At 40.0% G+C, this 24,835-nt stretch carries 18 protein-coding genes; 12 read left to right on the top strand and 6 right to left on the bottom strand.

Annotated elements, in window-relative coordinates; all coding sequences use genetic code 11:
* Positions 1 to 63 precede the first annotated feature (63 nt).
* Positions 64 to 609 (bottom strand): type 1 glutamine amidotransferase domain-containing protein, encoded by a 546-nt coding sequence (locus OKW21_RS14410; RefSeq protein ID WP_277480308.1) that lies wholly within the window; start codon positions 607 to 609, stop codon positions 64 to 66.
* A gap of 273 nt (positions 610 to 882) precedes the next feature.
* On the opposite strand from OKW21_RS14410, the gene OKW21_RS14405 reads away from it, so the two are divergent.
* Positions 883 to 2,058, top strand: coding sequence for an MFS transporter (locus OKW21_RS14405; RefSeq protein ID WP_277480306.1), 1,176 nt, complete (start codon positions 883 to 885; stop codon positions 2,056 to 2,058).
* 50 nt (positions 2,059 to 2,108) lie between these two features.
* Here OKW21_RS14405 and OKW21_RS14400 read toward each other — a convergent pair whose 3' ends face one another.
* From OKW21_RS14400 to OKW21_RS14390, 3 genes are read right to left on the bottom strand one after another with little or no spacing between them, the layout of a single operon-like run.
* Entirely contained in the window at positions 2,109 to 2,738 is a 630-nt protein-coding gene (locus OKW21_RS14400; protein ID WP_277480303.1) for a porin family protein, read from the bottom strand.
* A gap of 45 nt (positions 2,739 to 2,783) precedes the next feature.
* Positions 2,784 to 6,155: a TolB-like translocation protein gene (locus tag OKW21_RS14395; protein WP_277480302.1), complete on the bottom strand. Its 3,372-nt coding sequence runs from the start codon at positions 6,153 to 6,155 to the stop codon at positions 2,784 to 2,786.
* Complete coding sequence (locus OKW21_RS14390; protein ID WP_277480300.1) at positions 6,156 to 7,235, bottom strand: NAD(P)/FAD-dependent oxidoreductase; 1,080 nt, start codon at positions 7,233 to 7,235, stop codon at positions 6,156 to 6,158.
* A 124-nt stretch (positions 7,236 to 7,359) separates the two neighbouring features.
* Between OKW21_RS14390 and pssA the strand changes: the two genes are divergently transcribed.
* Genes pssA through OKW21_RS14365 form a run of 5 tightly spaced genes read left to right on the top strand, consistent with a single transcriptional unit; the run spans position 7,360 to position 13,900 of the window.
* Positions 7,360 to 8,061 (top strand): CDP-diacylglycerol--serine O-phosphatidyltransferase, encoded by a 702-nt coding sequence (gene pssA / locus OKW21_RS14385; RefSeq protein WP_277480299.1) that lies wholly within the window; start codon positions 7,360 to 7,362, stop codon positions 8,059 to 8,061.
* A 45-nt stretch (positions 8,062 to 8,106) separates the two neighbouring features.
* Positions 8,107 to 8,358, top strand: a complete 252-nt coding sequence (gene purS / locus OKW21_RS14380; RefSeq protein WP_277480298.1) for a phosphoribosylformylglycinamidine synthase subunit PurS — start codon at positions 8,107 to 8,109, stop codon at positions 8,356 to 8,358.
* Between the two features lie 60 nt (positions 8,359 to 8,418).
* Positions 8,419 to 11,913 carry a type IX secretion system sortase PorU gene (porU, locus tag OKW21_RS14375; protein WP_277480297.1) on the top strand — a complete coding sequence of 1,165 codons (3,495 nt, stop codon included), beginning with the start codon at positions 8,419 to 8,421 and terminating at the stop codon, positions 11,911 to 11,913.
* Between the two features lie 31 nt (positions 11,914 to 11,944).
* Positions 11,945 to 13,138 carry a type IX secretion system outer membrane channel protein PorV gene (gene porV / locus OKW21_RS14370; RefSeq protein ID WP_277480295.1) on the top strand — a complete coding sequence of 398 codons (1,194 nt, stop codon included), beginning with the start codon at positions 11,945 to 11,947 and terminating at the stop codon, positions 13,136 to 13,138.
* Between the two features lie 9 nt (positions 13,139 to 13,147).
* Positions 13,148 to 13,900, top strand: coding sequence for a YebC/PmpR family DNA-binding transcriptional regulator (locus tag OKW21_RS14365; protein WP_277480294.1), 753 nt, complete (start codon positions 13,148 to 13,150; stop codon positions 13,898 to 13,900).
* A 198-nt stretch (positions 13,901 to 14,098) separates the two neighbouring features.
* Here OKW21_RS14365 and OKW21_RS14360 read toward each other — a convergent pair whose 3' ends face one another.
* Together OKW21_RS14360 and miaA are read right to left on the bottom strand one after the other, a co-directional pair.
* Entirely contained in the window at positions 14,099 to 15,613 is a 1,515-nt protein-coding gene (locus OKW21_RS14360; protein WP_277480293.1) for an NFACT RNA binding domain-containing protein, read from the bottom strand.
* A 58-nt stretch (positions 15,614 to 15,671) separates the two neighbouring features.
* On the bottom strand, positions 15,672 to 16,616 hold the full coding sequence (gene miaA, locus OKW21_RS14355; protein WP_277480292.1) for a tRNA (adenosine(37)-N6)-dimethylallyltransferase MiaA: 945 nt from the start codon (positions 16,614 to 16,616) through the stop codon (positions 15,672 to 15,674).
* 68 nt (positions 16,617 to 16,684) lie between these two features.
* Here miaA and OKW21_RS14350 point away from each other — a divergent pair, with 68 nt between their 5' ends.
* From OKW21_RS14350 to OKW21_RS14325, 6 genes are all read left to right on the top strand, one after another.
* The gene (locus tag OKW21_RS14350; RefSeq protein ID WP_277480291.1) at positions 16,685 to 20,695 is read left to right on the top strand and encodes a PAS domain S-box protein; all 4,011 of its coding nucleotides are present in this window, start codon (positions 16,685 to 16,687) and stop codon (positions 20,693 to 20,695) included.
* Complete coding sequence (locus OKW21_RS14345) at positions 20,682 to 21,059, top strand: response regulator (RefSeq protein WP_277480289.1); 378 nt, start codon at positions 20,682 to 20,684, stop codon at positions 21,057 to 21,059. The genes OKW21_RS14350 and OKW21_RS14345 overlap by 14 nt, the downstream gene beginning before the upstream one ends.
* Complete coding sequence (locus tag OKW21_RS14340) at positions 21,059 to 21,343, top strand: hypothetical protein (protein WP_277480288.1); 285 nt, start codon at positions 21,059 to 21,061, stop codon at positions 21,341 to 21,343. Before OKW21_RS14345 ends, OKW21_RS14340 begins: the two co-directional genes overlap by 1 nt.
* Positions 21,340 to 22,101, top strand: coding sequence for an MBL fold metallo-hydrolase (locus OKW21_RS14335; RefSeq protein WP_277480287.1), 762 nt, complete (start codon positions 21,340 to 21,342; stop codon positions 22,099 to 22,101). The genes OKW21_RS14340 and OKW21_RS14335 overlap by 4 nt, the downstream gene beginning before the upstream one ends.
* A 190-nt stretch (positions 22,102 to 22,291) precedes the next feature.
* On the top strand, positions 22,292 to 24,154 hold the full coding sequence (locus OKW21_RS14330; RefSeq protein ID WP_277480286.1) for a DNA topoisomerase IV subunit B: 1,863 nt from the start codon (positions 22,292 to 22,294) through the stop codon (positions 24,152 to 24,154).
* Between the two features lie 12 nt (positions 24,155 to 24,166).
* Entirely contained in the window at positions 24,167 to 24,817 is a 651-nt protein-coding gene (locus OKW21_RS14325; protein ID WP_277480285.1) for an MCP four helix bundle domain-containing protein, read from the top strand.
* Positions 24,818 to 24,835: the final 18 nt, after the last annotated feature.

Raw genomic sequence — 24,835 nt, 5'->3', positions numbered from 1 at the left:
GTTATTTTACAAATAACAAAACCCGAGCGATTGCCCGGGTTTGATGTTTGTCCTACATTTAAATTATGCGGTAACCTGCTCAAAAGCCTCAATAATAGCTTTGTTGAAGGCTGGTATATCATCTGGTTTTCTACTGGTGATGATGCCCTGATCTTCTACCACTTCTTCATCTACCCACTGGGCTCCTGCATTCTTCAGGTCAGTTTGTATGGATGGGTAAGAAGTCATCCGCTTACCACTCACCAGGTCTGCCTCAATTAATGTCCAGGGTCCGTGGCAGATGGCTGCAATCAACTTGTTTTGCTGAGCAAAAGCTTTTACAAAATTAACAGCTTTTTCGTTTACCCTCAGAAAGTCAGGGTTTAACTGTCCTCCAGGCAATACAATCGCGTCAAAGTCATCAGCCTGAGCATTATCTATGTGTACATCCACTGGGTAATCTTTTCCCCAGTCTGTTTTGTCCCATGCTTTTACATTATCTTTTTCAGTCGATACAATTTTAATGTTTGCACCTGCCTCCTGGAGTGCTTCAATAGGCTTGCTTAGCTCTACTTCTTCAAAGCCGTTAGCTACTAAAAATGCGATATTTTTATCTTTGATATTATTCATTTTAAATCAGTGTTAAGGTTAAAAAATATACTTACTCCTAAGTAACTCGCTGAATATTTATTTGTTTATGGTATTATGTATTAAAACAAAATTAATGCACCGATAAATAATATTTAGTCTATTATAATTGATTATAATACTTTTAAAACCCATTTTATCAGTCTTGTATCTATATTTATTGAGGTATTTGTTTTTTTTCAGATCAACTCAAAACTTTTTTAGATTGAACCGTAAACTATATTTTATATTACAATCCAATTTCTAGGGAAGCAGATGTCTGATACTAAATCTATTTACAACTTACAGTTTGGTTTGCTCTGCTTAAGTTCCTTTCTGTTTTTTTCCAGTTTTAATATGATCATCCCTGAGCTTCCGGCATATTTGGAGTCATTGGGTGGAGGAGAGTATAAAGGTTTGATCATTTCACTGTTTACACTTACCGCTGGTTTATCACGACCCTTCAGCGGTAAACTGGCTGATAAAATCGGGCGTATTCCTGTGATGATTTTTGGGGCAGTAGTATGCTTTGTCTGTGGATTTATTTACCCGCTTGCCTCAAGTGTCTTTCTTTTTTTGTTACTCAGATTTTTTCATGGGTTTTCCACGGGTTTTAAGCCAACCGGCACATCAGCCTATGTGGCAGATGTAGTGTCCGCAAGTAGGAGGGGGGAAGCAATGGGCATTCTTGGGCTTTGTGGTAGTTTGGGGATGGCTGGCGGTCCGGCAATAGGTAGTTTGCTTGCCAATCATTTTTCTTTGGATATGATGTTTTATGCTTCATCAGTGTCTGCCATTTTATCGATAATTATATTAGCAGGTATGAAGGAAACATTGGAAGACAGGCAGCCTTTTCAAATATCTTTTCTTAAGCTGAAGCGAGATGAACTTTTTGAGCCAAGAGTTATTGCTCCTTGTGTAGTATTACTGCTGACTGCTTTTTCATTTGGCGTTATCCTTACCATCACCCCGGACTTTAGTGATGAATTAGGGATTCAGAATCGGGGGCTTTTCTACACTTTTTTCACCATTGCTTCTGTGGCTGTAAGGTTTTTTGCCGGTAAGGCATCTGATAAGTTTGGAAGAATACAGGTGCTTAAAGTTTCTACTACCGTCCTCTTTATAGGCATGTTGATGCTAAGCCTTGCAGACAGTGTTGAGTTCTTTCTGACTGCTGCAATCGTATTCGGGTTAGCTGCCGGTATGAATACGCCTACCATTTTCGCCTGGACCATAGACCTGAGTCATGAAAAACACAGGGGTAGGGGCATGGCTACCATGTATATTGCGCTGGAAATAGGCATAGGGCTGGGAGCACTACTTAGCGGCTGGATTTACGCTAATGATCCCGGCAGGTTTATTTTTGCCTATGGGTTGGGAGCAATTTTATCCTTATTTGCCTTTGCCTATTTGTTTTTTGTGCCCAGGCACAGACTTGCCACATCGGCATAAAAAAAGCCACCTTTGGGTGGCTTTGAATTATGAATAAGCAATTACTTTCCTTAGAACAGTTTGTATCCAAGAGAAAGCTGAAACAGTCGGTTTCTCATGTCAGTAGGAAAAGTTTCTCCTGCAAAAGTAACACTTTCACCTAATGCGCTTAAATTATTTTCATACTTCAGGTCAATAATAATTTTAGAAATGTCTAAGCCGACACCCACTTGATAGCCAACATTGGCGCTGTTGTAGTCCTGCTCCACCTGGTCAATAGCGGCTCCGGCATCGTTTCTGATATCATCCCCGAGAATAAAACTGAATGTAGGGCCTGCGTTTAGCCTTATCAATGGCCCAATTTTGAAACCTAACATCACAGGCACATCAAGTTTATTATAAGTTAATTCCTGAATAGATTCAGCATTATTTTCCAGGTTATCATCGTCAATAACAATATTACCCTTGGCGGATGTAAAAAGTGCTTCAGGCTGCACATAGAAACCCAGAATAGAGATACGAGCAAAAGCACCAGCGTGGAAACCCACAGCAGCATCGCCTGAGGCAATAGCTTCTGCATCGTCTACACTTATTTTTGAACTGCTGATACCTATTTTAGGTCCCATGGTAAATAACTGTGCGTAGCTGCTGGAAAAAGCAAATATGCTTAATGCTGCAGTGATTAAAAGAATACGTTTCATAGAAAAAAATTTAGTTGAAACTTAATTTGGGTTTCAGTTTACAGGTCAAAAATCATACCCTAATGTGAGATAAAACTTAGGTTTGTCACCTACAATTCCATCTTCTATCGGATATGCCATATCAAACTTTAAGTAATAGCCAAGAAGTACGGTCCTCACTCCTGCGCCATAGCTCATGAGCCAGGGGTTCTTGAAATTGCTGATTTCTGCCCGGAATGGTCCTCCATCTTCAATGACTTCGGTATTTAAACTGTTTTTCTCGCTAAAGGGACTGGTACCGGTCCACGATGAGCCAATATCATAAAAGCCGACAAATTCGAGGTTGCGGAAAAAGTTGGAAGCGATCGGGCCTCTGTGAAAGAACCTGATAATGGGCAACCTTAACTCAGCAGTAAATGTGAGTACATCGGTTCCATTAAACTTATTATAATTAAATCCTCTAAGATCAGTGAACTGAGTAAATACGATATTACTATTGTCCACATTTCTTTCTATTGCCAGGGGGTCATCTTCTTCCTGACTTTCAGTATCAAAGAAAAGCCAGTTGCTCATACCACCCAGAAGATATTTCTGAGCATTGTTACCAAAAAAGTTACCGTAGAAGACCCTCGTAGCAAGTGTAATATCACGATAAAGTTTTTGATAATGCCTTACATCCACTTCAATATTGCTGAATGTTTTGTCAGGATCGTTGAGTCCCTGATAGTGCGTAAAAAATATTTTAGCCCTGGTTCCTTCAAAGTTTTTGAGCCCGGTAACCAGAGTATTATCAAACACAAGTCCCAGATTGATACCACCATAATGAAAAGTACTTTCAATATTGGCACTCACCTGAGAGAGGTCAATAAAATAAGTATTGGTGTAGAATGGATTCAGCTCAAATCTGGTAGTGTTGTTAAAAGGGAGAGAAGCACCAGCCCTGAACATATTTGTTGTATATTTTTGGATATCCCGATCACCGGAATTGAAGAGGTAACCATTTCGCTCATACCTGGCTCTGAAGTCAACCCTGTTTTTAAGGTATTCATATTCTGCATAGATATTTCCACTCTGCAGATCTGTGTATTGTACCAAGCCCCCGTAAAAACGATGATTTTCCAGCATGTCATTCATCTGCACCTGAATGTTAAAACCAAACCTTCTGAGAGGGTCAACCGTCAATGAGGTTACTATATTGTCCGCACTGAATCTCGTTTCATAAGGAAATGGACCATTGATACGTGTTTCTTTTTGCAGCTTGCGATAGCGTGCTAAGAAAGAATTTCCTATACCGGACTCCTCATCACTTTCAAAGCGGAAATTATCAGTAGATATATCACCGTCATCACTACGTTCGGGAGTATCAAATACATAATTGTCAGTATCAATGATGCCTTCCGCTTCTCCCGCATCAAAGGTATAGTCTTCGGTATTGACCATATTACTATCAAGAGGGATGCTATCCTGCATGGGAAGGGTTACAGTACCTATTATGCTGTCACTTAACAATGAATCAGGTACATCTATGATCAGACTATCCAGTTGACTCACACGATCGCTGGGTGCAATTACCGCAGAAGAGTCTGCGACACCTTGCTCTCTGAGTTTTCTTTTGTTGTCTGTAAGTCTTTGAGAAATTGCTCTGGCCTGTATGGCTTCCTGTCTTTGCGTTTTAGGGGTAAAGATATTTTGATTCAGATCAAAGCTTTTATCCATATACACATAATCATCCTCCTCAGACAACATGATGAATGATAAAGCTTCCTCAGAAAAGTTGATATCAAAATCCTGCACACTCAGGGCATAATTAGTCACCTGATTAAAAAGACTATCCGTTAAGTTGTATTTGTAAATATTATAAATACCCCTTTGATCACTTAAGTAGTAAATCGTGTTTTCATCCAAAGGTATGGGATTTATATCTTTGCTGACCGTATTGGTTACCCTGTTTAAGAGTGAATCAGTTTCATCCCCTTCATAAATGAAAATATTGAAATTATCATCTATCTCATTATTAAGTTGTATATCTCTTGCTGATTGATTTACATAATAAAGAGAGTCTTCAGGGCGATTACTACTAAAAACGATCTTATCACTTTCCGGAATGAATCGGGGGTAGATATCATCATAGATATCGTTAGTGATCCTTCTAAAAGTATTACGGTTGGGATTGTACAAATAGAGATCGTTTTGACCATTGAGGTCAGCACTCATAATAGCAAGTCTTCCATTGGAGTTAAAATCCAAGGATTTGACCTGATTAAAGCGATTGAGCGTTATCCTCCTTTTGCTTTTGGCTGCTACATTATACAGCCACATGTAATTTCTACCTTTCTCGTAGCCTACGATTCCTAAAGTTTGAGTATTACTCCAGCTTAACAACGGTACTTCGGTATCATAATCCTGATTGATTACCTTATAACCTGAAGCGTGAACGGTTTTAGTTTTGTTGTTTTTCAGGTTAAGCACTTTTACCTTGTATTTGCCCTTGTAGTTTTCTGAATAGGCGAGGTAGGTGCCATCGGGGCTGAATGCCACATGATTATAGGCCAGGTTCTTACGGTTTTTATTCCTTAATTTCTGTTCAGCTTCAGGATAATCATAGGACTCATTGACCTGGGTAGCCATTTCAGCATAGTAAGACGCCCACTGGCGCATAAATAATTTGTAAGGAATACCAAGTGTGTTGACTATGCTGCTTTCTTCATTACGGATAATACGGGTAAGGTTTAGGATATTTGAAATACTGCTTCTACCGTAGCGTGCGGCTATATAATTCCAAACGGACTGACCGGCAAGCGCCGCGTCTTCCCCGGAAAGCTTTCCAAGTTTGAGGCTATTGTTTTCCCTGAACTGCTCCCGCATAAAATCATCCATTTCTATACTCCAGCCTTCGGCGATGTAGCGTGCAGCACCCTGAATAAACCACTCTGGTAAACTGAGTAGATAAGCACTCTGAAACATGTCAGTGAGGCTACCTCCAAACATCATATCGCTGATGAGCATTTCTGAAATCTGCTTCACCAGCTCATCTTTGAAGGCAATCATGGTACCCGGATAGGCAATCTCCACCTGTGATTTGATAAAATCCGTCTGCCCACCCACATTATATTTGTTGCCACCTACCCCTACATTACTTTGCAGTAAGTCCATGTTGGAGTTATACAGAAAGATTTTGGTCTTGGAATAAGGGGCATAGCCTATGATATCCGTAATGCGTTCAAACTCTTTTTCTATGAACTTCGCAGCGATGAGCGCATTATCCTGCCCTCCATCATAGAAGTAGATATCAAAATTATCAGAGCTATAAAAGCGCCAGTTGAAATTTTTGTATTGCACCCTGTTTTGACCAAACTGAGAAGTATTGATTTGTGCGTGACCACTAAATGTGGTGGCTACCAACAGGAAAATCAGAGGAATATAGGTAAATCTGTTCATTTAGGTCAATACTGAATTATACAGATGGTAAAATCTTTTAATATCTACTTCTTCGTCAAGAGATTCCTCCTTAAGCAGATAAGAGGTAAACTGTTTGGCGTAGTAAGGTGCCAATGATACACCTTTCGTTCCTAAACCGTTAAATATCCCCAATGGTTTATGCTCAGGATGAATTCCTATAAATGGTTTTCTGTCTTGCGTGGCAGGCCGTATGCCTGCTTTCTGGGAGACAACTTCATAACGAAACTTACATAATTTTCGGATTTTTTCCTCCAAATATGTCCGGGCTTTTTCGGTAGTTTCATAACTTATATCATGATGCTCATATGTAGAGCCTACTTTACACTCCCGTCCGACTGGCAATATAAATATTCCTCGGTTATAGACCACTTGCTGTTCTTTTTCAGGCTTGATGTAAAGAATTTCTCCTTTTACAAGCTGGAATGGCAACCATTCAAAATAAAGGTTTGAGGAAGCATCAGGGCCATCGCATAATATCAGTTTGCTGGCTTTTTGTTGCCCAATCTCAATATTACCTTCTCCTGCATTGACTTTTTTCAGCTTCAGTTTACTGAAATCAATTGACGTTTCCTGATATAGCTTATGATTCATGAAAAAAGAACGGCTGGCTTCCAAGTACTTTGGTACATCCAGATAACCTGCGCTTTTCAACAAAATACCACCCCAGGGATCATTCAGCACCCCCGGAAACAGGCTACTCGTTGCTACTTTCTCAACGTAAGGGGCAAATGCTTTATTGTCAGCTTTGGCAAGCCAGTCGTTTTGTTCTTCTATCGTAAAAAAAGGACGGTAAATGGGTTTGGGATGGAAAAACTTTTGCCCGGTCATATTTTCAATTTTTTTATAAAAATATTCCAGGTAGGGAAAAAGCTGATCGGCATTCCAGGTTTTTACCATTTTTCTTCCGGTCACTGGGTTATATAAACCCGCAGCAACCATAGATGAAGACTCTTTTTTGCTTAGATTAAAGATTTTAAACTTTATTCCTTTCTCAAAAAAATGCCATGCTAAAGTAGTCCCGGCTATACCCTGACCCACAAGGAAAAAGTCAAATTTCATGGATTGTATTGGTGCTTAAGTGGAATTATGTGAAATAATATACAAATTTGTAAATAATAAAAATCCTCTCTGAACAGAGCCAGGTATTTTTTTGATGCATAAATAGAATTCTTAAACCTAATTTATGGTAAGGTATATTCCCAATTTTTTAACGATATGTAACCTCTTAAGCGGTTGTATAGGTATTGTACTCATTGCAGAAGGTAATTTGAACGGAGGAGCCTATATGATTTGGCTTGCTGCCATTTTTGACTTTTTTGATGGTTTAAGTGCCCGGGCCTTTAGCGCACATTCCAGCATAGGGGGGGAGTTGGATTCATTATCAGATATGGTGAGTTTTGGCGTGTTACCCTCATTTATTATTTACGCACTCTTAAAGGATATACTTCCCGAAGCTTTTAGCGATCTGGCATTTGTTGCATTTGCTATCGCCGCATTTTCTGCCATTCGTTTGGCTATATTTAATATAGATACCCGTCAGAAAAGCAGTTTTATCGGCTTGCCTACGCCGGCCAGCGCTTTATTGATCAGTGCTCTTCCGCTAAGCAACATACCGCTGGTAGAGCAGCTGATGAATAATTACATCTTCCTGATCCTACTGGTGCTGGTAGATTCATATCTGCTGGTATCCAACATTCAGTTGATGGCTTTTAAGTTTGATGGATTTGGATGGCAAAAAAATAAATTCAAATACAGTTTCATGCTCATTTCCCTGATATTGGTGATTCTTCTGAACACCATTGCCATTCCTTTGGTGATTCTTTTGTACATCATTTTCTCTATTTTAAAAAAATCATGGCGAAGCAGCCCTGGTAAGTCATCCTGATTATTATTTTTGCAGGTATCAATTAATAGCTAATCATTTGAGAATATGAACTTCATTGCAAAAGTCAATATCATGCCTAAAAAAGAAATCCTGGACCCACAGGGCAAAGCGGTACGTCTGGGGCTTGGTAATCTTGGGCTGAGTCAAATACACGATGTAAGAATCGGTAAGCATATCACCATGGAAGTAGATGCTGAAAACGAAAAAGAGGCCTCCGAGAAAGTAGAGCTCGCCTGCCAGAAGCTGCTCGCAAATTTGATTATGGAGAATTATGAATTTGAGCTGGAGAAAGCCTGAGCCTGAAATAATAACGGGCTGATTTTTGCGTAGCATATACATATACCCTGCATAGCTTTGATGCTTCAGCCTTACATATTTCTTTATGGTTTTGTGCTCTTCACAGCATTGTTCACCAGTAATTTTGTAGTGGCACATACTGGAAGTAACCTGAACGGTGTTCACCCAAACGGACATCAGCAGGTAAACACTTCTCATTCGGTATTATCTAGGGGGGAATGGTATAAATTTGCGGTAGCCCATAAGGGGCTGTATAAAATTACTGCTCGTCAACTATCTGAACAGGGAATTGATATCAGTCAGATAGAGCCAGATCAACTGGGAGTATTTGGCTATGGCGGTGGGATGCTTCCCCAGCCTCTTTCGGAGGAAAGATACACTGACTTACCTGAAAACGTGATAAGTGTGGTAGGCGTAGAAGATGGAGCGTTTAATGAGGAAGATTATATTATCTTTTATGCTCAGGGACCAGATCGCTTTCAATTTATTCCTGATGAAGAAGGTAATTATGTCTTTGAGTACAAAAAGAACCTTTATGCTGACTCAGCTTTTTATTTTTTAAGTACTACCGAAGGCAAAGGCAGCAGAATAACCACTCAGCCTGGAATTGCTGAAGAAGTAAATGCTGCTCCCATCACTTTTTTTGACGACTACTGGGTACACGAACAAGATGAATTTCATCTGCTGCAACCCGGCTCAGGCAGAGAATGGTATGGCGAGAGGTTTAGCAACGGACAGAACGAATATTATCCGGTTGACCTGGACCAGATCAGGGGAGGTGAAGAAATGCTGATTCAGATAGACGTGCTGGGGATGTCAACCACACCTTCAAGTTTTGAAATTTTAGTCAATAATCAACCAGTATCCACCCTTGAACTACCAACAATTATTAACGCAACCTATACGGATAAGGGCAAGGAAATTTTTGAAAGCCTGAAAGTGCCTGCAGGCACTTTCACTCAGGATGAGCTGAGCATAGGACTAAAATATGATGGTAGCGGTGGTGATGCACATTTAAATCGTATCCTCCTGAAGCTGGTACGAAATCTGAAATTTGAAAAAGATCAGTTGCATTTCAGAAGTATGGCGAGTGTGCAGCATACATTCAGCCGTTTTCAGCTCAGTAGCACCCATACCAATGCATTGATATGGGAAATAAGTAAGCCTTTGTCGCCGGTAGTTGTGAAAGCCGCCTATGCAGAGGGAGCTTGGTCGTTTGTATCAGAAACTCAAGGTCAACTGAAAGAATTTGTGATTTTTAATCCCGAAGCGCTACCACAAGTCCAAGGGATGACAAAGGTAGAAAATCAGGATCTTGTTCATGGAGAAGTGCCTGAGCTGTTGATTGTCAGTCCACGCTCACTCCTGGCTGAGGCCGAAAGACTGGCTACCTTCCGCCGTCAGCATGATCAGCTGGATGTACAGGTTGCCACCACCGAACAGGTTTACAATCAATTTTCATCCGGCAGGCAAGACATCTCAGCCATTCGTAATTTTGCAAAAGCGCTTTACGACAAAGATGCTGAAAAATTCAAGTGCCTCTTACTTTTTGGCAAATCCTCATACGACTATAAAGACAGGCTGGAAAACAATACGAATCTGGTTCCCACCTACCAATCACGTAATTCTGTGCATCCTATTTACAGTTATCCATCTGATGACTACTATGCTTTTTTGGAAAATGATGAGGGGGCATGGGAGGAAAGTTATCGCGGAGACCACAGCTTGGATATAGGTGTCGGACGCCTGCCGGTCAAAAATATTCAGGAAGCGCAGGCAGTAGTAGACAAGCTGATTAATTACGCCAGTGGTGAAAACACTTTAGGCACCTGGCGCACTCGCCTGGCGTTTCTGGCTGATGATGGTGACAATGACCGCTATCAAAAAGACAGTGAGCTCCTTTCAGGAGCAATATATGAGCGCTATACCGGCTTCAATCCTCAAAAAATTTACCTGGATGCTTATCCCCAGGAAAGGTATCCTAATCAGGAACTAGCGCCTGAAGTAAACCAGGCAGTTGAAGATGCCATCAAAAATGGAGTGCTTATTTTTAATTATGTAGGGCATGGAAGTGAGCTCAGGTTGGCTGAAGAAAATGTACTCAATGTGGGAATGATCTCCGATTGGGATAACCAAGATAAGCTACCGTTTTTTGTTACGGCTACCTGTGAATTTGGTCGCCACGATGATCCAAAACGAGTTTCCGGAGCTGAGGAACTGCTGCTTAACCCCAAAGGAGGTGCCATAGGTTTGGTCACTACTGCCCGTCCGGTTTTCTCCAATACCAACTATCTTCTAAATCAGGCATTTTATCAGCATGTATTTGAACAGCAAGAGGGGCAATTCTTAAGGTTAGGGGAGATATTTATGAAAACCAAAAACGATGCGCTCAATGGGAGAGATAACCGTAATTTCTCTTTACTGGCCGATCCCTCTATGCGCTTGGCGTATCCTTCTTATCAAATTGAGATAGACAGTGCGGTTTCTATCGCTGAAGAAAAAAAAATAGATACACTGAAAGCGCTTACGGAAGTCCGTTTGAGCGGCCGGATTATTAATCAGCAAGGCGGGGATTTAATGGAAACTTTTAATGGAGAATTAACGCTAGCCTTGCACGATAAGCCTTTTACTGTCAGCACCAAGGGAAACGAAGGTACTGTCATGCAATTTATAGAAACCAACAACGTTATCCACAGAGGTCGCGCCAGCATAAAGAACGGGCGTTTTACAATTGATTTTGTAATACCTAAAAACATCATATACCGCACAGAATTGGGGAGAGTGAATTTGTATGCCAAGCCAGATAAAAATACTGCTTCAGACGCTTTTGGAGGAGTAGATGAATTCTATGTAGGCAGTAGTAATGATCATATCACCTTAGACAGGACAGGCCCGCAAATATCACTATATCTTGATGATAGCAGTTTTGTGAGTGGAGATGTCAGCGGCAATACGCCTCTCTTACTGGCACGATTATGGGACGAGCAAGGAATTAATTTAAGCAGGCAAGAGGCTGGTCAGGAAATAAAGGCTACTATTTATAGAGAGGATGGAACTTTTAGAAATGAGCTTGTCTTAAATGAGTTTTATGAGTCTGATTTAGATGCCTACGCCTCAGGAACAGTTCGCTACCCATTAGGATATTTGGAAGAAGGAAAATATATATTAACATTGCAGGCGTGGGACACACATAATAATAGCAGTAGAACGGATGTTGTGTTTTATGTCTCCAATTCTGAGAAACTTATAGTGAGTAGCTTTTACAATTATCCCAACCCTTTTAGTCACTCAACATTATTTGTGTTAGATCACAACCGGGCAGGGGATGACCTGACGGTTAAGATGCAGATTTTTGACAGTAATGGGAAGCATGTTACCGAATTTGAAAAGCTATTTGAAAATAGTACGAGCAGGCTTGACCTAATGAACTGGAGCATGGATGAGCAAACTATGCAAGCGCTTACCCCTGGTATTTATCTTGTGAAGGTGTCTATAAAAGCGCTAAGTGACCAGCAGGAAGCAGAGGAAAATCTAAAAATAATTCTTACAAATTAGTTATATTTAACTCGAGTAATACGAACTATTCATGTTAAAGGTATTTAAAACCACTTTACTTACGAGTATCAGTTTGCTGGCCTGTTTACAGGCATTCTCCCAAGCCACAGCTATACTTGGCCAAAATGGAGAAAGAGTAATCACTACCGCGGTACCCTTCCTTTCTATTACCCCGGACGCCCGTTCAGGGGCTATGGGAGATGTTGGGGTGGCGATTTCACCTGATGCCAATGCTACTTACTGGAATGCTTCCAAACTAGCATTTATGGAAAATGAACTGGGAATAGCTGGATCTTACACGCCCTGGCTGGCAAAAGTAGTAAGTGATATGTCTATTTCTTATCTTTCCGGTTACAAAAAAATCAATGAAGAGCAGGCGCTGGCCCTATCTATGCGCTATTTTGATCTGGGAGATATTCAGCTTACTGATAATCAGGGCAACCTGCTTCAACTGGTAAGTCCGCGGGAATTTTCTCTCGCCGGTACATTTGCCATGAAGCTTAGCGAAAATTTAAGTGCTGGTTTAACCGGTAGGTTTATCCATTCCAATCTGTTTGCCGGAACCACTTCAGGTAGCGGTGCGGGCAATGGCAAGCCCGGTATCAGTGCAGCGGCTGATATCAGTATGTTTTATAATAAGGAAGCCGTTGTAGGCGGTAAAAAGAATAACATCGCTTTTGGCGCGGTGATTTCTAACATAGGACCTAAAATAACTTATCTAAACGAAGATAATGCCGATTTCCTTCCTACTAATCTACGTTTGGGTACAGCCTTTACTACCCATCTTGATCCTTATAACAAACTGACTTTCGCATTTGATGTTAATAAGCTAATGGTACCCACCCCTGATCCCTCTGACTCTACATTGAGTTATAGAGACAAGGGATTATTGGCTGGTATGTTTGGTTCTTTTGCTGATGCGCCAGACGGCTTTAGTGAAGAAATTAAGGAGCTTATGCTTTCGGTAGGGGTAGAGTACTGGTATAATGACCTCTTCGCGGTAAGAACCGGTTATTACTATGAAAACGAGGACAAAGGAGATCGTCGCTATTTTACCGCGGGACTTGGTTTACGCTACCAGGTATTTGGTGTGGATTTCGCTTACCTGATGCCCCAGGGAACCCAACCCGGGCGTACCCATCCATTGCAGGAAACATTAAGGGTTACTTTACAATTTAACTTAGATAAAGGAATACAAGAATCAGTTACAGAAGAAGGACAATAAGAAAGTAGTATGGCAGGACATAGTAAATGGGCTAACATCAAGCGTAGAAAAGGTGCACAGGATGCTAAACGGGCTAAAGTCTTTACCAAACTTATCAAAGAAATTACTGTAGCATCCAAAGAAGCAGGGCCAGACCCTGATGCCAACCCCAGGCTTAGGCTAGCCATTCAGAACGCAAAGGGGGCAAATATGCCCAAAGACACCATTGAGAGAGCCATCACTAAAGGCTCCGGTGCTGATGCTGAAGATTATTCAGATGTGACTTATGAAGGCTACGCACCTCATGGAGTAGCTGTATTTGTAGAATGCACCACTGATAACCTTAACCGTACCGTATCCAGTGTTCGTTCTATATTTACCAAGCACGGAGGTAGCTTAAGTAAAAACGGCTCAGTAGAATTCATGTTTGACCGCAAAGGTATGTTCAGCTTTCGTCGCCCTGAAAATATTGAAGATGAAGACAGCTTTATGCTTGAATTAATTGATGGAGGAGCAGAGGAAGTGGAATTTGACAATGAAAATGGCTATGTGCAGGTCAGCACCGCCATGGAAGACTTCGGTAGCCTGCAAAACAAGCTGGAAGAGCTGAATATAGAAACTGAAAGCGCCGAATTACAGCGTATCCCTACCACCACAGTTAACTTAGGTGATGATGATTTTCTGAGCGTAATGAAATTGATTGAAGCTTTGGAGGATGACGATGATGTAGCCAAGGTCTATCATAATCTTGAAGCCACTGAAGAGCAAATGGAAATGGTCTGATGTGATAAATTTGAAAGATTTAAGTTAAGGCATCGGCATGCAAATTTCTATTTGCAACGATTTTTATTGCATTGATGGTCTAAGAAGCCCAATGCTAGCGCCGTTTACAAGGCGTATTTAGTGTGCTGCTTATTCTGGTCTTACTGTTCAACATGATCATCTCCCCAAAAAACGGCCTGTCACTTATTTTTCGTGTGCTTAGTTCGGCTTTTTGGGTTCTACCATAATGACTTCTTCCTGATCCACAATTACCTGCCCGGCAAGCATACCTTTAGATTTTCGTACATACTTTCGGGGGGTCACTATCACCGGGCAAAGACTGTCTGATTTCCTTTTAGAGTAATAAGCGGCTAGTTCTGCTGCTTTTTCTATTACTGATTTTGGGTAGGGTTTTCCTGCCTGCTGCTTGATCAGTACATGAGAGCCGGGCACATCCTTGGCATGCAACCATAAATCGTCTTTAAAACTAAACTCCCTAAGCAAAGTATCATTACTTTTGGCGTGTTTGCCTACCCAAACCTGAAAATTTTCAATCACAAAGCTCTTATAAGGCAATGCTTCTTCCTGTGCCTTTTGTTCCTGTAATAGTTGATGGTGTTTCGCATATTGCCTGATGGACTTAACTTCATCAAGTGCTTCCAGATTTTCTACATGCTCATAAAGTTTGAGCAAAACTGCTTCCTTTTGCTCAATATTTTTGCTAAGATTCTCCAGTTCAATTTTTTGGTTTTTAGCTTTGCGATAAAGAATCTCCGCGTTTTTCTGGGGGCTGATATTTTTCTTCAGTTTGATTTCTATCGGTTGGTTCGTATAAAAATTATTGAAAACTACCTTTCTGCTATTGGGTGGGATCTGATGCATATTCGCCATGATAATATCAGCAATCTGGCCGTGTTGGGTCCCATGCTCCAGTTCCTCTAATTTTTCATAATTTTTCTGAATGTAATTTTCTGTTTGGGTAATCTGTCTGGTAAGTTTTTTTAGCAGCCCACCCTTTTCATGCATGAGGTGCATGTCTCTGATATATTTGAGGAAGAAGTGATTAATTGCCTCAATGGGGTGTTGAAAGCGCTGGTCAATGTCTCCGGTTTCTAAAAGAGAGAGGTGTAAGTTGCCCCTGATCATTGTGGTATAGAAAGCTTTTGGCTTTTGCAGTTCCAGCACCATTGCCTCAAAAAGATGCCACTTTTCTTCCATTGATCGTTCGGCATATGCGCGCTCTTCTAAATAGTAAGCCGGGACAGGTCCCAATGTAGGATAGAGCTTATTGGGATTAGCCTGTTTAGCTTTAAAAGCATCAAATGAGTGGTCAATCTGTAGAGGAAGTTGAGTAACATCCAGCTTTTCATCCTTGCCCAGTTGGTGTTTGAAAATGTCAAGTACTTCATTTTCTTTCAGCAATAATATGTTAGCACGATTTCCATGCATTTTGAATAATAGCTGATAAGATGCAGCGCCTGTTTCAGGCTGCAAAATGATGGCAAAGCTTCTGTCATTGGGTGTCTGCCTGATCTCAATTACCTTTTGATCAAGCACTGTAGAGAAAAGGTCTACACTATTTTTTTTACTACGGTGAAAGTCATCCGGAAAATGAAGACAGGAAAACTGGCTTTCCAAAAGGGCTTTAATATAAAAATCTTCGTGTGGGGGTTCAGGATTAGCAAAGCCTATAATGAGCTCGTCTTTGTTTTGACTAAAGCATGTCGCTAACATCCAGCCCTTAATCTTATCTTCAAGCGCTTGACTTAGTTGTCTGAAAAAAAAATAATTATTATGCACCTGTGCTGAGTCTGATTTTTAGATAATTTTTTATTTCCTGTAATGCATCTTCTTCTCTTCCGCTCAACTGAAACCACTTCACTTCAGCATCTTTCCTGAACCAGGTAAGCTGACGTTTGGCAAACCTCCTAGTATTTCTTTTGATAAGCCGTATGGCTTCTTCCTGCCCATAGTCTCCTCTTAAGAATGGAAAAACTTCCTGATAACCAACGGTTTGCAGAGCATTGTGTTCTTGAAAGTCAACCAAAGAGTCTACTTCTGCGAACAAACCTTCATTAACCATCTGGTCTACCCTTTGATTGATTCTTTCATACAACTCTTTGCGGTCACGATTAAGTCCAATTTTAACGATCTCAAACGGGCGGTTTACCCTAGATAATTGTTGTTTTCTGTAAGAGGAGTAGGGCTTTCCACAGGCATGGTACACTTCTAATGCGCGTAACACTCTGCGATGGTTATATAGATCTACCTCGCTATAATATTCAGGATCTACTTCCAGCAGTTCGCTCAATAAATTTTCTAGTCCTTTCTCTTCCAACCTCTGCTGCAAATTATTTCTGATTTTCTCAGGAATATCAGGCATAGGGTCAATGCCTTCACAGAGGGTCTTTACAAATAAACCTGAGCCCCCGGTAGCGATAGCACACTTTTTATGCTGGAAAATAGTAGATAAACAATTTAACGCATCCTCCTCAAATTTTTTTACATCATATGGATCTTTTACCGACAAAAAATCAACCAAATGATGTGTTACCTTATTAAGTTCTTCAGGGCTAGGTTTTGCGGTACCAATGTTCATTTCCTTATAAAATTGTCTGGAATCGGTGGAAACTATAGAAGTGCTCAGCCACATACCCAGTTCAATAGCTATGCTGGTTTTACCAACAGCGGTAGGACCTAGTAAAATAATAAGGGTTGGAGTATTTTTTGCAATCATTTTAACAATTGAAATAAGTCTTTGATAAATGATACGTTAATAAATAAATTGGGCACTTATTTTTAAGTATGATTGACAATTCTAATCAAGAGGAGCGAGAGCACGAAAAAGTATTCAGATTTTTACTTGAATATGGTCACCTCCCGCTTGGCCTTATCAAAGTAAAGTACAATCAAAATTACTGTGAAATTGTTGGTGAGCAAATCAATAATCCGTGTAAAGAATTTTTGGCGCTTCATACTAAGAATAATGAAAACCTTTATGACTTATTAGATGCCTCCTCTCAGGAAAAGCTCCTGCAAAAGAGCAAAAAACTCATCAATCAGCCCATCAACGAACTTTTATTAAGCCTTGAATTCAACTTAAAAAACGCTGAAAAAAAGACCAATGCAAGGCTTGTTCTGTTAGATAGCACTAATCAGAGCTCCGAATCAGTACATGTCCTGGGGCTTATTATACAGGTTCCGGAAAACAGCAGAGCCTTACAAAAATCTACTGTTTCTTTTGAGCAATTTCAGAATTCACTAAAGGATGCCAATTTGCTGGCTGTATCAGTAGACTCCAAGGGTAAGATCATTTATGCAAATGCGGCGATGCAGGAAACGCTGGAAGAGCGTGGAAAGTCAATCATAGGTAATAACCTCTTTGATGAGTTTGTGCCTTTAAGAGGTGAAAAGTTAAATATGCCCTCTTTTCTCAATTTGGCAGCTCAAAATGATATACATGTCAACCTTAAACGTAGTGTCCAAACAAAAAGTGGTAAGCTGGTCAAGCTCAACCTTAGCAGTATCATCTATCACGAAAACGATGGTGAATTTTCGGGTTTAAGCATACTTGCTGAAAACATTTCTGAGCAGAAAGAAGTAAAGCGCAAGCTTAACGAAAAGAATAAGCAACTTGCCGAGCTTTTCAATACTGCTTTTGACCTTATCCTGATCTTTAATGAGTCGGGTGAATTACAGTTTGTCAACAAAGCCTGGCGAAATAAAATGGGATATACAGATCAGGAAATAGAAAAACTTAATTTCAAATCCCTCATTCATCCCCATTATCAGCAAAATACCCTGGACCATCTGGATCGTTTAAAAACAGAAGGAACCGGGGGTAATTTCAATACGATTTTTGTTAACAAGGCAGGAAAAAATGTATATGTCTCAGGTAGTTTGACTGTCAAAAGGAGTGGGACTGAAGTTGAGTATAGAGGCATTTTTTATGATATTAGTGATCAGGTAAGGGCAGAAAGGGCTCAAAATTTATACAATAGTATAGCTAACCTGACGATTCACAGTCCTGATCTTGATACACTGTATTTTAACATACATCGGGAATTAAAAAGAGTAATCCAGGCCGACAATTTTTACATTGCTTTAATTGGAGAAGAACAAGAGGTAAGGTTTCCTTATTTTATTTCAGGACCAAAGCAAAATACAGGGCAGGATACAAGAAATCTGACGCAAGCTGAGCTGGTAAGGTACGTAATCCATAAAAACGAGCCAGTCATTCTTTATGAAAAGGATCTGGAGCAATTGGCAGAAAAAAATATAATTAAGCCATTACCTGTATTTCCTAAAATTTGGCTTGGCGTACCCCTGAAAATAAAAAAAAGAACCATCGGACTGATCTCGCTGCAACATTATAAGTCCGGAGAAGGCCTCACTACCCGTGATTTAGACCTTCTGGATTTCGTTTCAGGTCAGGTAGCCCTGGCGGTAGAAAGAAAACTCAATGAAGAAAAGTTAAATGAACAAACAAGTCGCTTAAATGCGATTTTCCAGAGTAGCAGTCACCTTATCTGGTCGGTTGATAGGTCACTCCGCTTCACTACTTTCAATAAAAATTTTGAAAATTTTGCTCTTGAGCGTTATGGTGTGTCCCCTGTTTTGGGTGAAGTGTTCAATAAAAGCAGCAAAAAGGCTACCGGCCAGTATCTGGATATTTGGCAAATGCGCTATGAAATGGCTTTGGATGGTAACCCTTCCGAATATGAGTTGCATTTGGAGAGTAAAAAAATTAAGCATAAATGGTTTCATATTTTTATCAACCCTATCTACCGCGAAGATGGAACCATCAGAGAAGTTTCCGGCATGGCGCATGATGTTTCTTTGAAGAAAGAGTCAGAACTCAGAATGATAGAGAGTGAAGAGAAGTTCAGAAACATATTTGAATCCTTTCAGGATATCTACTTCAGATGCCATCTGGACGGTACTATTTCACTGATAAGTCCCTCAGTGCATGAACTGACAGATTACCAAACCTATGACGTAGTAGGTAAAAATATTACCAATTATTACCTCTACGATAGCCGAACAAAAAATCTTATCCGGCAACTGGTAAAATATAGGTCGGTCCGAAACTTTGAGGCTTCAATCATAAAGGCAGATGGCGAGCTGTTACAATGTATCTGTAATGTTCGCTTGATTTATAATTATTCCCGAAAGCCAGTTGAAATTGAAGGTGTTGCACGAGACATCACACAACTAAAAAAAGCCAGCCAGGAGTTACAAAGAGCCAAAGAAGTAGCAGAGCGTTCGCTCAAAGTTAAAGAAAGTTTTCTGGCAAATATGAGTCATGAAATCAGGACGCCCATGAACGGTATCATTAGTATGATTGATCTGCTGGCGGATACTACCCTGGATGATGAGCAGGAAGATTTTGTGCAAACGATCAAAAAGTCATCAGAGGTACTCCTCAATATATTAAACGACATTCTTGACCTGTCAAAAATTGAGGCAGGGAAAATGAAATTACATAAGAGTACCGTACCCCTTAAATCAGTACCCGGTAAAGCATACGCACTTTTTTCTCAGCAGGCACGAGCCAAAGGGATTTCTTTTGACTATCAGGTAGCAGATGGCTTACCCGAATATGTAAGAATAGATGAAACCAGAGTCTTGCAAATTATCTCTAATCTAACTTCTAATGCGATCAAGTTTACAGATCAAAATGGCAGGGTGAGCATACAGGTTTCCAGGGAAGAAGTTGAAAGTGAACAACTCAAACCAGGGCAATTGATATTGAAAGTTTCTGTAACTGATACGGGGATCGGAATATCTGAAAGTGCTCAGAAAGAGCTTTTTCAGAATTTTAACCAGGTGGATAGTTCGGTTACAAAAAAATATAAAGGTACTGGTTTGGGACTTTCTATTTCAAAACAACTGGCTGCGTTAATGAATGGGAGTATAGGCTTGCACTCAAAACCAGGCTTTGGTAGCACATTTTGGTTTACATTCAAGGCCAGTGAAGCTGACATACCTGAGCAGGATGAACCTGATAGGGAAGGGGCAGAAGACTACCTCCAAAAATTAAAACCTCATATATTACTGGTTGATGATAACCTGGTCAACCGAAAAGTTTCCAGTAAAATACTGGAAAAATCGCACTGTTTGGTCACGGTTGCTGACAGCGGAAAAAAAGCAATTGAGCTGGTAAAAAAGCATGATTTTGATGTTATTCTGATGGACATACAGATGCCGGAAATGGATGGTATCGTTGCAACTCAGAACATACGCTCTCTGGGAATAAAACATCTTCCTCCTATTATAGCTATGACCGCCTATTCTATGCAGGGAGATAAAGAAAGGTTCATCAAAGCAGGGCTTGATGATTATGTGTCTAAGCCTATACGTCCCAGGGTATTGGTCAAAAAACTGGTGGAAGTATTGAGCAGCCAGGAAGTGGAATCCTCAGCTCAGAATAATAGAGCACCATTGGATTCGGAATATAAAATTGTAAATTTTGAGGTCTTAAAGGACCTTGAAAAATATGGAGGCAAAGAGATAATCGTTGAAACTTTGAGTGATTTTGAAGAGGAATCAAAAACACTGATTAATTCTTGCATTGAATCACTCAAAAAAGAAGATTATGATGATATTTTAAGTAAATTGCACACATTGAAAGGTAATTCCAGTACACTGGGAATAGACCGACTAGCCAAGCTGATAACCCGAATTGAAGCTGAGCTTAAGCAAGGTAAGAGGAAGGGGCTTAGTGAAGACATGGATAACCTTCAATCATATTTTTCTGAATTTCAACTTGAGTTCAAAAGCTTTTCAAAATCATTTAAAGATGGCCAATACTAAGAAAGTGTTAGTAGCTGAAGACAGTTCAGTGATTCAAAATCTGACCAAAAAAGTTCTCCAGTTTCAGAACTATGAGATAGACTCTGTTAAAAATGGGGAAGAAGTACTTAAAGCTATTGAAGCTGAAGACTATGACATTATTCTGATGGACATAGGTATGCCCAAAATGGATGGCATGGAATGTACTAAGCAGATCAGAGCCCTGGAAGATTCTAATAAATCAAACATTCCCATTGTTGCTATCACAGGAAATGCGAAGAACTACTCTGAAGAAGAATTCACCAACGTAGGCATCAACGAATATTTACAGAAACCTTTAAACTTTGATCATCTGGTAGAGGTAGTGAAAAAATATACGAGCTAATGGCAGCAGGTGAAGTTAAGTACACTAAGCATTTTTTAAATAAACTTGAAGATCTATTTGCCGAATCAGACTACATCCTAAGGTACGAAAAAGGTAACTTCAAGTCGGGATACTGTATTCTTAACGAAAACAAAGTAGCGATCATCAATAAATACTATCCGATGGAAGGCAAGATCAATTGCCTGATGGATATTATCAAGCTGGTGGACCTGGATATTGAATCCCTTAGTGATAAAAACAAAAAATTTTTACTGGAAATACTGGAAACTTCCTCTGAGATTTGAGAGTAACTTTTTTAGGCACAGGAACATCACAGGGTGTGCCTGTCATCAATTGTCAGTGCAAAGTATGTAGTTCATTAGATTATCGGGACAAACGTTTGAGGTCATCTGTTCACATAGAAGTAGATGACAAAAGCTTTATTATTGACTCCGGTCCTGATTTTAGACAACAGGTACTTAGCAATCAGATCACAAAACTGGATGCATTAATATTTACCCATCAGCATAAAGATCATATTGCCGGAATGGATGATGTGCGAGGTTTTAATTTCACCCAGCAGAAAGACATGCCGGTATATGCTTCTAGTCAGGTAATCAGGCAGTTAAAACAGGAGTTTGCTTATGTCTTTGTCAATGACAAATATCCGGGCGTTCCTAGAGTAGTGGTCAATGAAATCCAGAATCAGCCCTTTATTGCAGAAGGAGTTACTTTCACACCCATAGAGGTTCTTCATTACAAGCTTCCTGTGTTTGGCTACCGTATTGGAAATTTTACCTATATAACTGATGCAAAGACCATTGCCGAAGAAGAAAAAGAAAAATTGTTCGGCACTGAGGTTTTGGTGCTAAATGCATTACAACACAAGCAGCATATATCACACTTTACCCTTGAAGAGTCTCTGGCTTTAATTGAAGAAATCAATCCTAGGCGGGCTTTTCTCACGCACATCAGTCACAATTTAGGCATGCACCAAGAGGTAAGCCGTATGTTGCCTTTAGGTGTTCAGTTGGCTTATGATAGCCTGAGCATAGAAATTTAAATTTTTTTTAGGCTCTATTTCTCCTTACTTTCCCTGGGCAATTTAGCTGAGATTCAAGTGTATAGGGGGTGCGAACTAAGTCAAAGCCTTAACTGTTTCCACAGCGAGTATACTTGCATTAAGCATAAGAAATCTTCAATTTAGAGCGTTCAAGGCAAATTTTACGTATTATAAGTTTTTTCTAAAATATATGGCAAACAACAATCACAGTAACTACGATGAGGATAGTATACGTTCACTGGACTGGCGTGAGCATATCCGCCTGAGGCCGGGAATGTATATTGGTAAACTAGGTGACGGGTCTTCATTTGATGATGGTATATACGTGCTGGTGAAAGAAGTCATAGACAACTGTATTGACGAGCATGTAATGGGTTATGGAAAAGTCATTGACATCAAAGTTACTGACAAGCGGGTGGAGATCCGTGACTACGGTCGTGGAATACCATTGGGCAAAGTAGTTGATTGTGTATCAAAAATTAATACCGGGGGAAAATATGACTCCAAAGCCTTCCAAAAATCAGTAGGTTTGAATGGGGTAGGAACCAAGGCTGTTAATGCCCTTTCCAATCATTTTAAGGTGCAATCCTTCCGTGAAGGAAAAACTAAAGTGGCAGAATTTGAGCGTGGTGTTATCACTAATGATGCTAAGATCACCAAATCCACGGATAAAAACGGTACACTCATCATATTTGAACCTGATGATGACGTTTTTAAAAATTTTCATTTTCGTCCTCAGTTTCTTGAAAACCAGCTTTGGAACTACGCTTACCTGAATTCAGGACTGACCATTATTTTTAATGGAAAAAAATATCACTCAGAAAACGGGCTGTTAGACCTCCTTTCCAATAAAACTTCTGAAGATAATCTTCGCTACCCTATCATCCATCTGAAAGGAGAGGATATAGAAGTGGCAATGTCACATACAAACCAGTATGGCGAGGAATATTATTCTTTTGTTAATGGACAATACACCACACAGGGAGGTACGCATCTGGCGGCATTCCGTGAAGCAGTAGTAAGGGCAGTACGTGAGTTTTACAACAAAAACTTTGAAGCGGCAGATATCCGGGCTTCTATTGTGGCGGCAATTTCCGTAAGAGTGCAGGAGCCTGTATTTGAGTCACAAACCAAGACGAAACTAGGTTCACAAAACGTGGGGCCTGAGGGGCCCACCATGCGTACGTTTATCAATGACTTTATCAAAAATCAGCTTGATAACTATCTGCACCGACACCAAGAAACAGCCAATGCCCTCTTAAAGAGAATTCAGCAATCTGAACGTGAACGGAAAGAAATTGCTGGTATCAAAAAGCTAGCTAATGAAAGAGCTAAGAAAGCTAATTTACACAACAAGAAACTGAGGGACTGCCGTATCCACTACGACGATAAAAAGGGAGAAAAAGTTGATGATACTATGATATTCATCACCGAGGGAGATTCAGCTAGTGGATCCATTACCAAGTCTAGAGATGTGCAGACACAGGCAGTATTTAGCTTAAGAGGTAAACCTTTGAATTGTTTTTCTCTGACCAAAAAGGTCGTCTATGAAAATGAAGAATTCAACCTGCTTCAACATGCTTTAAATATAGAAGATGGGCTGGATGGTTTGCGTTATCGCAAAATTATCATCGCAACTGATGCGGATGTTGATGGCATGCATATACGATTGCTCATGCTGACTTTCTTTTTGCAGTTCTTTCCGGATCTGGTGCGCAATGGCCATGTTTTTATTCTGGATACTCCTTTGTTTAGGGTAAGAAATAAAAAGCAAACGATCTATTGTTATTCTGAAGAAGAAAAAAGACGGGCAGTAAATAAACTCGGTGGTAAACCTGAAATTACCCGTTTTAAGGGCTTAGGTGAGATTTCACCGGATGAATTTGGTGCTTTTATTGGTGAAGATATTAAGTTACAGCCTATTATTATAGATGATAAGGTAAGCATTAAAAAACTATTAACTTTCTACATGGGTAAAAATACGCCTGACCGTCAGACTTTCATTATTGATAGGCTTAGGGTAGAAAAAGACCTGGTAGAAGCAGCCGTTTAATACAACAACTTTATGCGATTTCTTGGCAAATTATCTAACAGAGAGAGAATTATCATTTCTTTTTTGGTAGTACTTGTGTTGCTCAATATTCTAACAATTGTGACATCACGTAATTTGACAGATTTTTCGCAAGATTTTAAGTCCATGTTAGAAGACAGGCTGGTTCCTTCATTTGATCTGGCTAAAATACAGGAGCAGTTCTACAGGAACCGTCTCAACCTGGAAGAATTGGTGTATATGGAAGAGAATGAGGAGATAAAAAAAGTGATCAGTAAAATCAGGGTTAATAATGATATTATTGATCAGATTGAGGCAAAGTATGCCAAAACTAACCTGACAGTGGATGAAGCTAATAGGTTAAATGAGTTTAATACTCATGTTAAGAATTACCGAAGGATAGAAAATGAAATCATCAGAAATATAGAAAATAAACAATTTGAAGCAGCCAATACGGTTTATCTGCGTGAAAGCATTCCCGCATTTGAAAAGCTTTTGGATACCACGCATAAGTTAGAAGATATTCAGATAACCGTAGGGCATAAACTTTATAAAAATGCCCAAAAGAAAGTGAGAAGCATACAGGTTCTTGCCTATCTAAGTTTAGGTATAGCAATAATGATTACGGTAAATATGCTGAAAGTACTTCAAATCAAAGTTAAATAACGTTATAAGGAGCACGCA

Source organism: Catalinimonas alkaloidigena (assembly GCF_029504655.1).
GTDB lineage: Bacteria > Bacteroidota > Bacteroidia > Cytophagales > Cyclobacteriaceae > Catalinimonas > Catalinimonas alkaloidigena.
The sequence above is the reverse complement of the archived record's forward strand: the minus strand, read 5'-3'. Positions and strand labels throughout refer to the sequence as shown.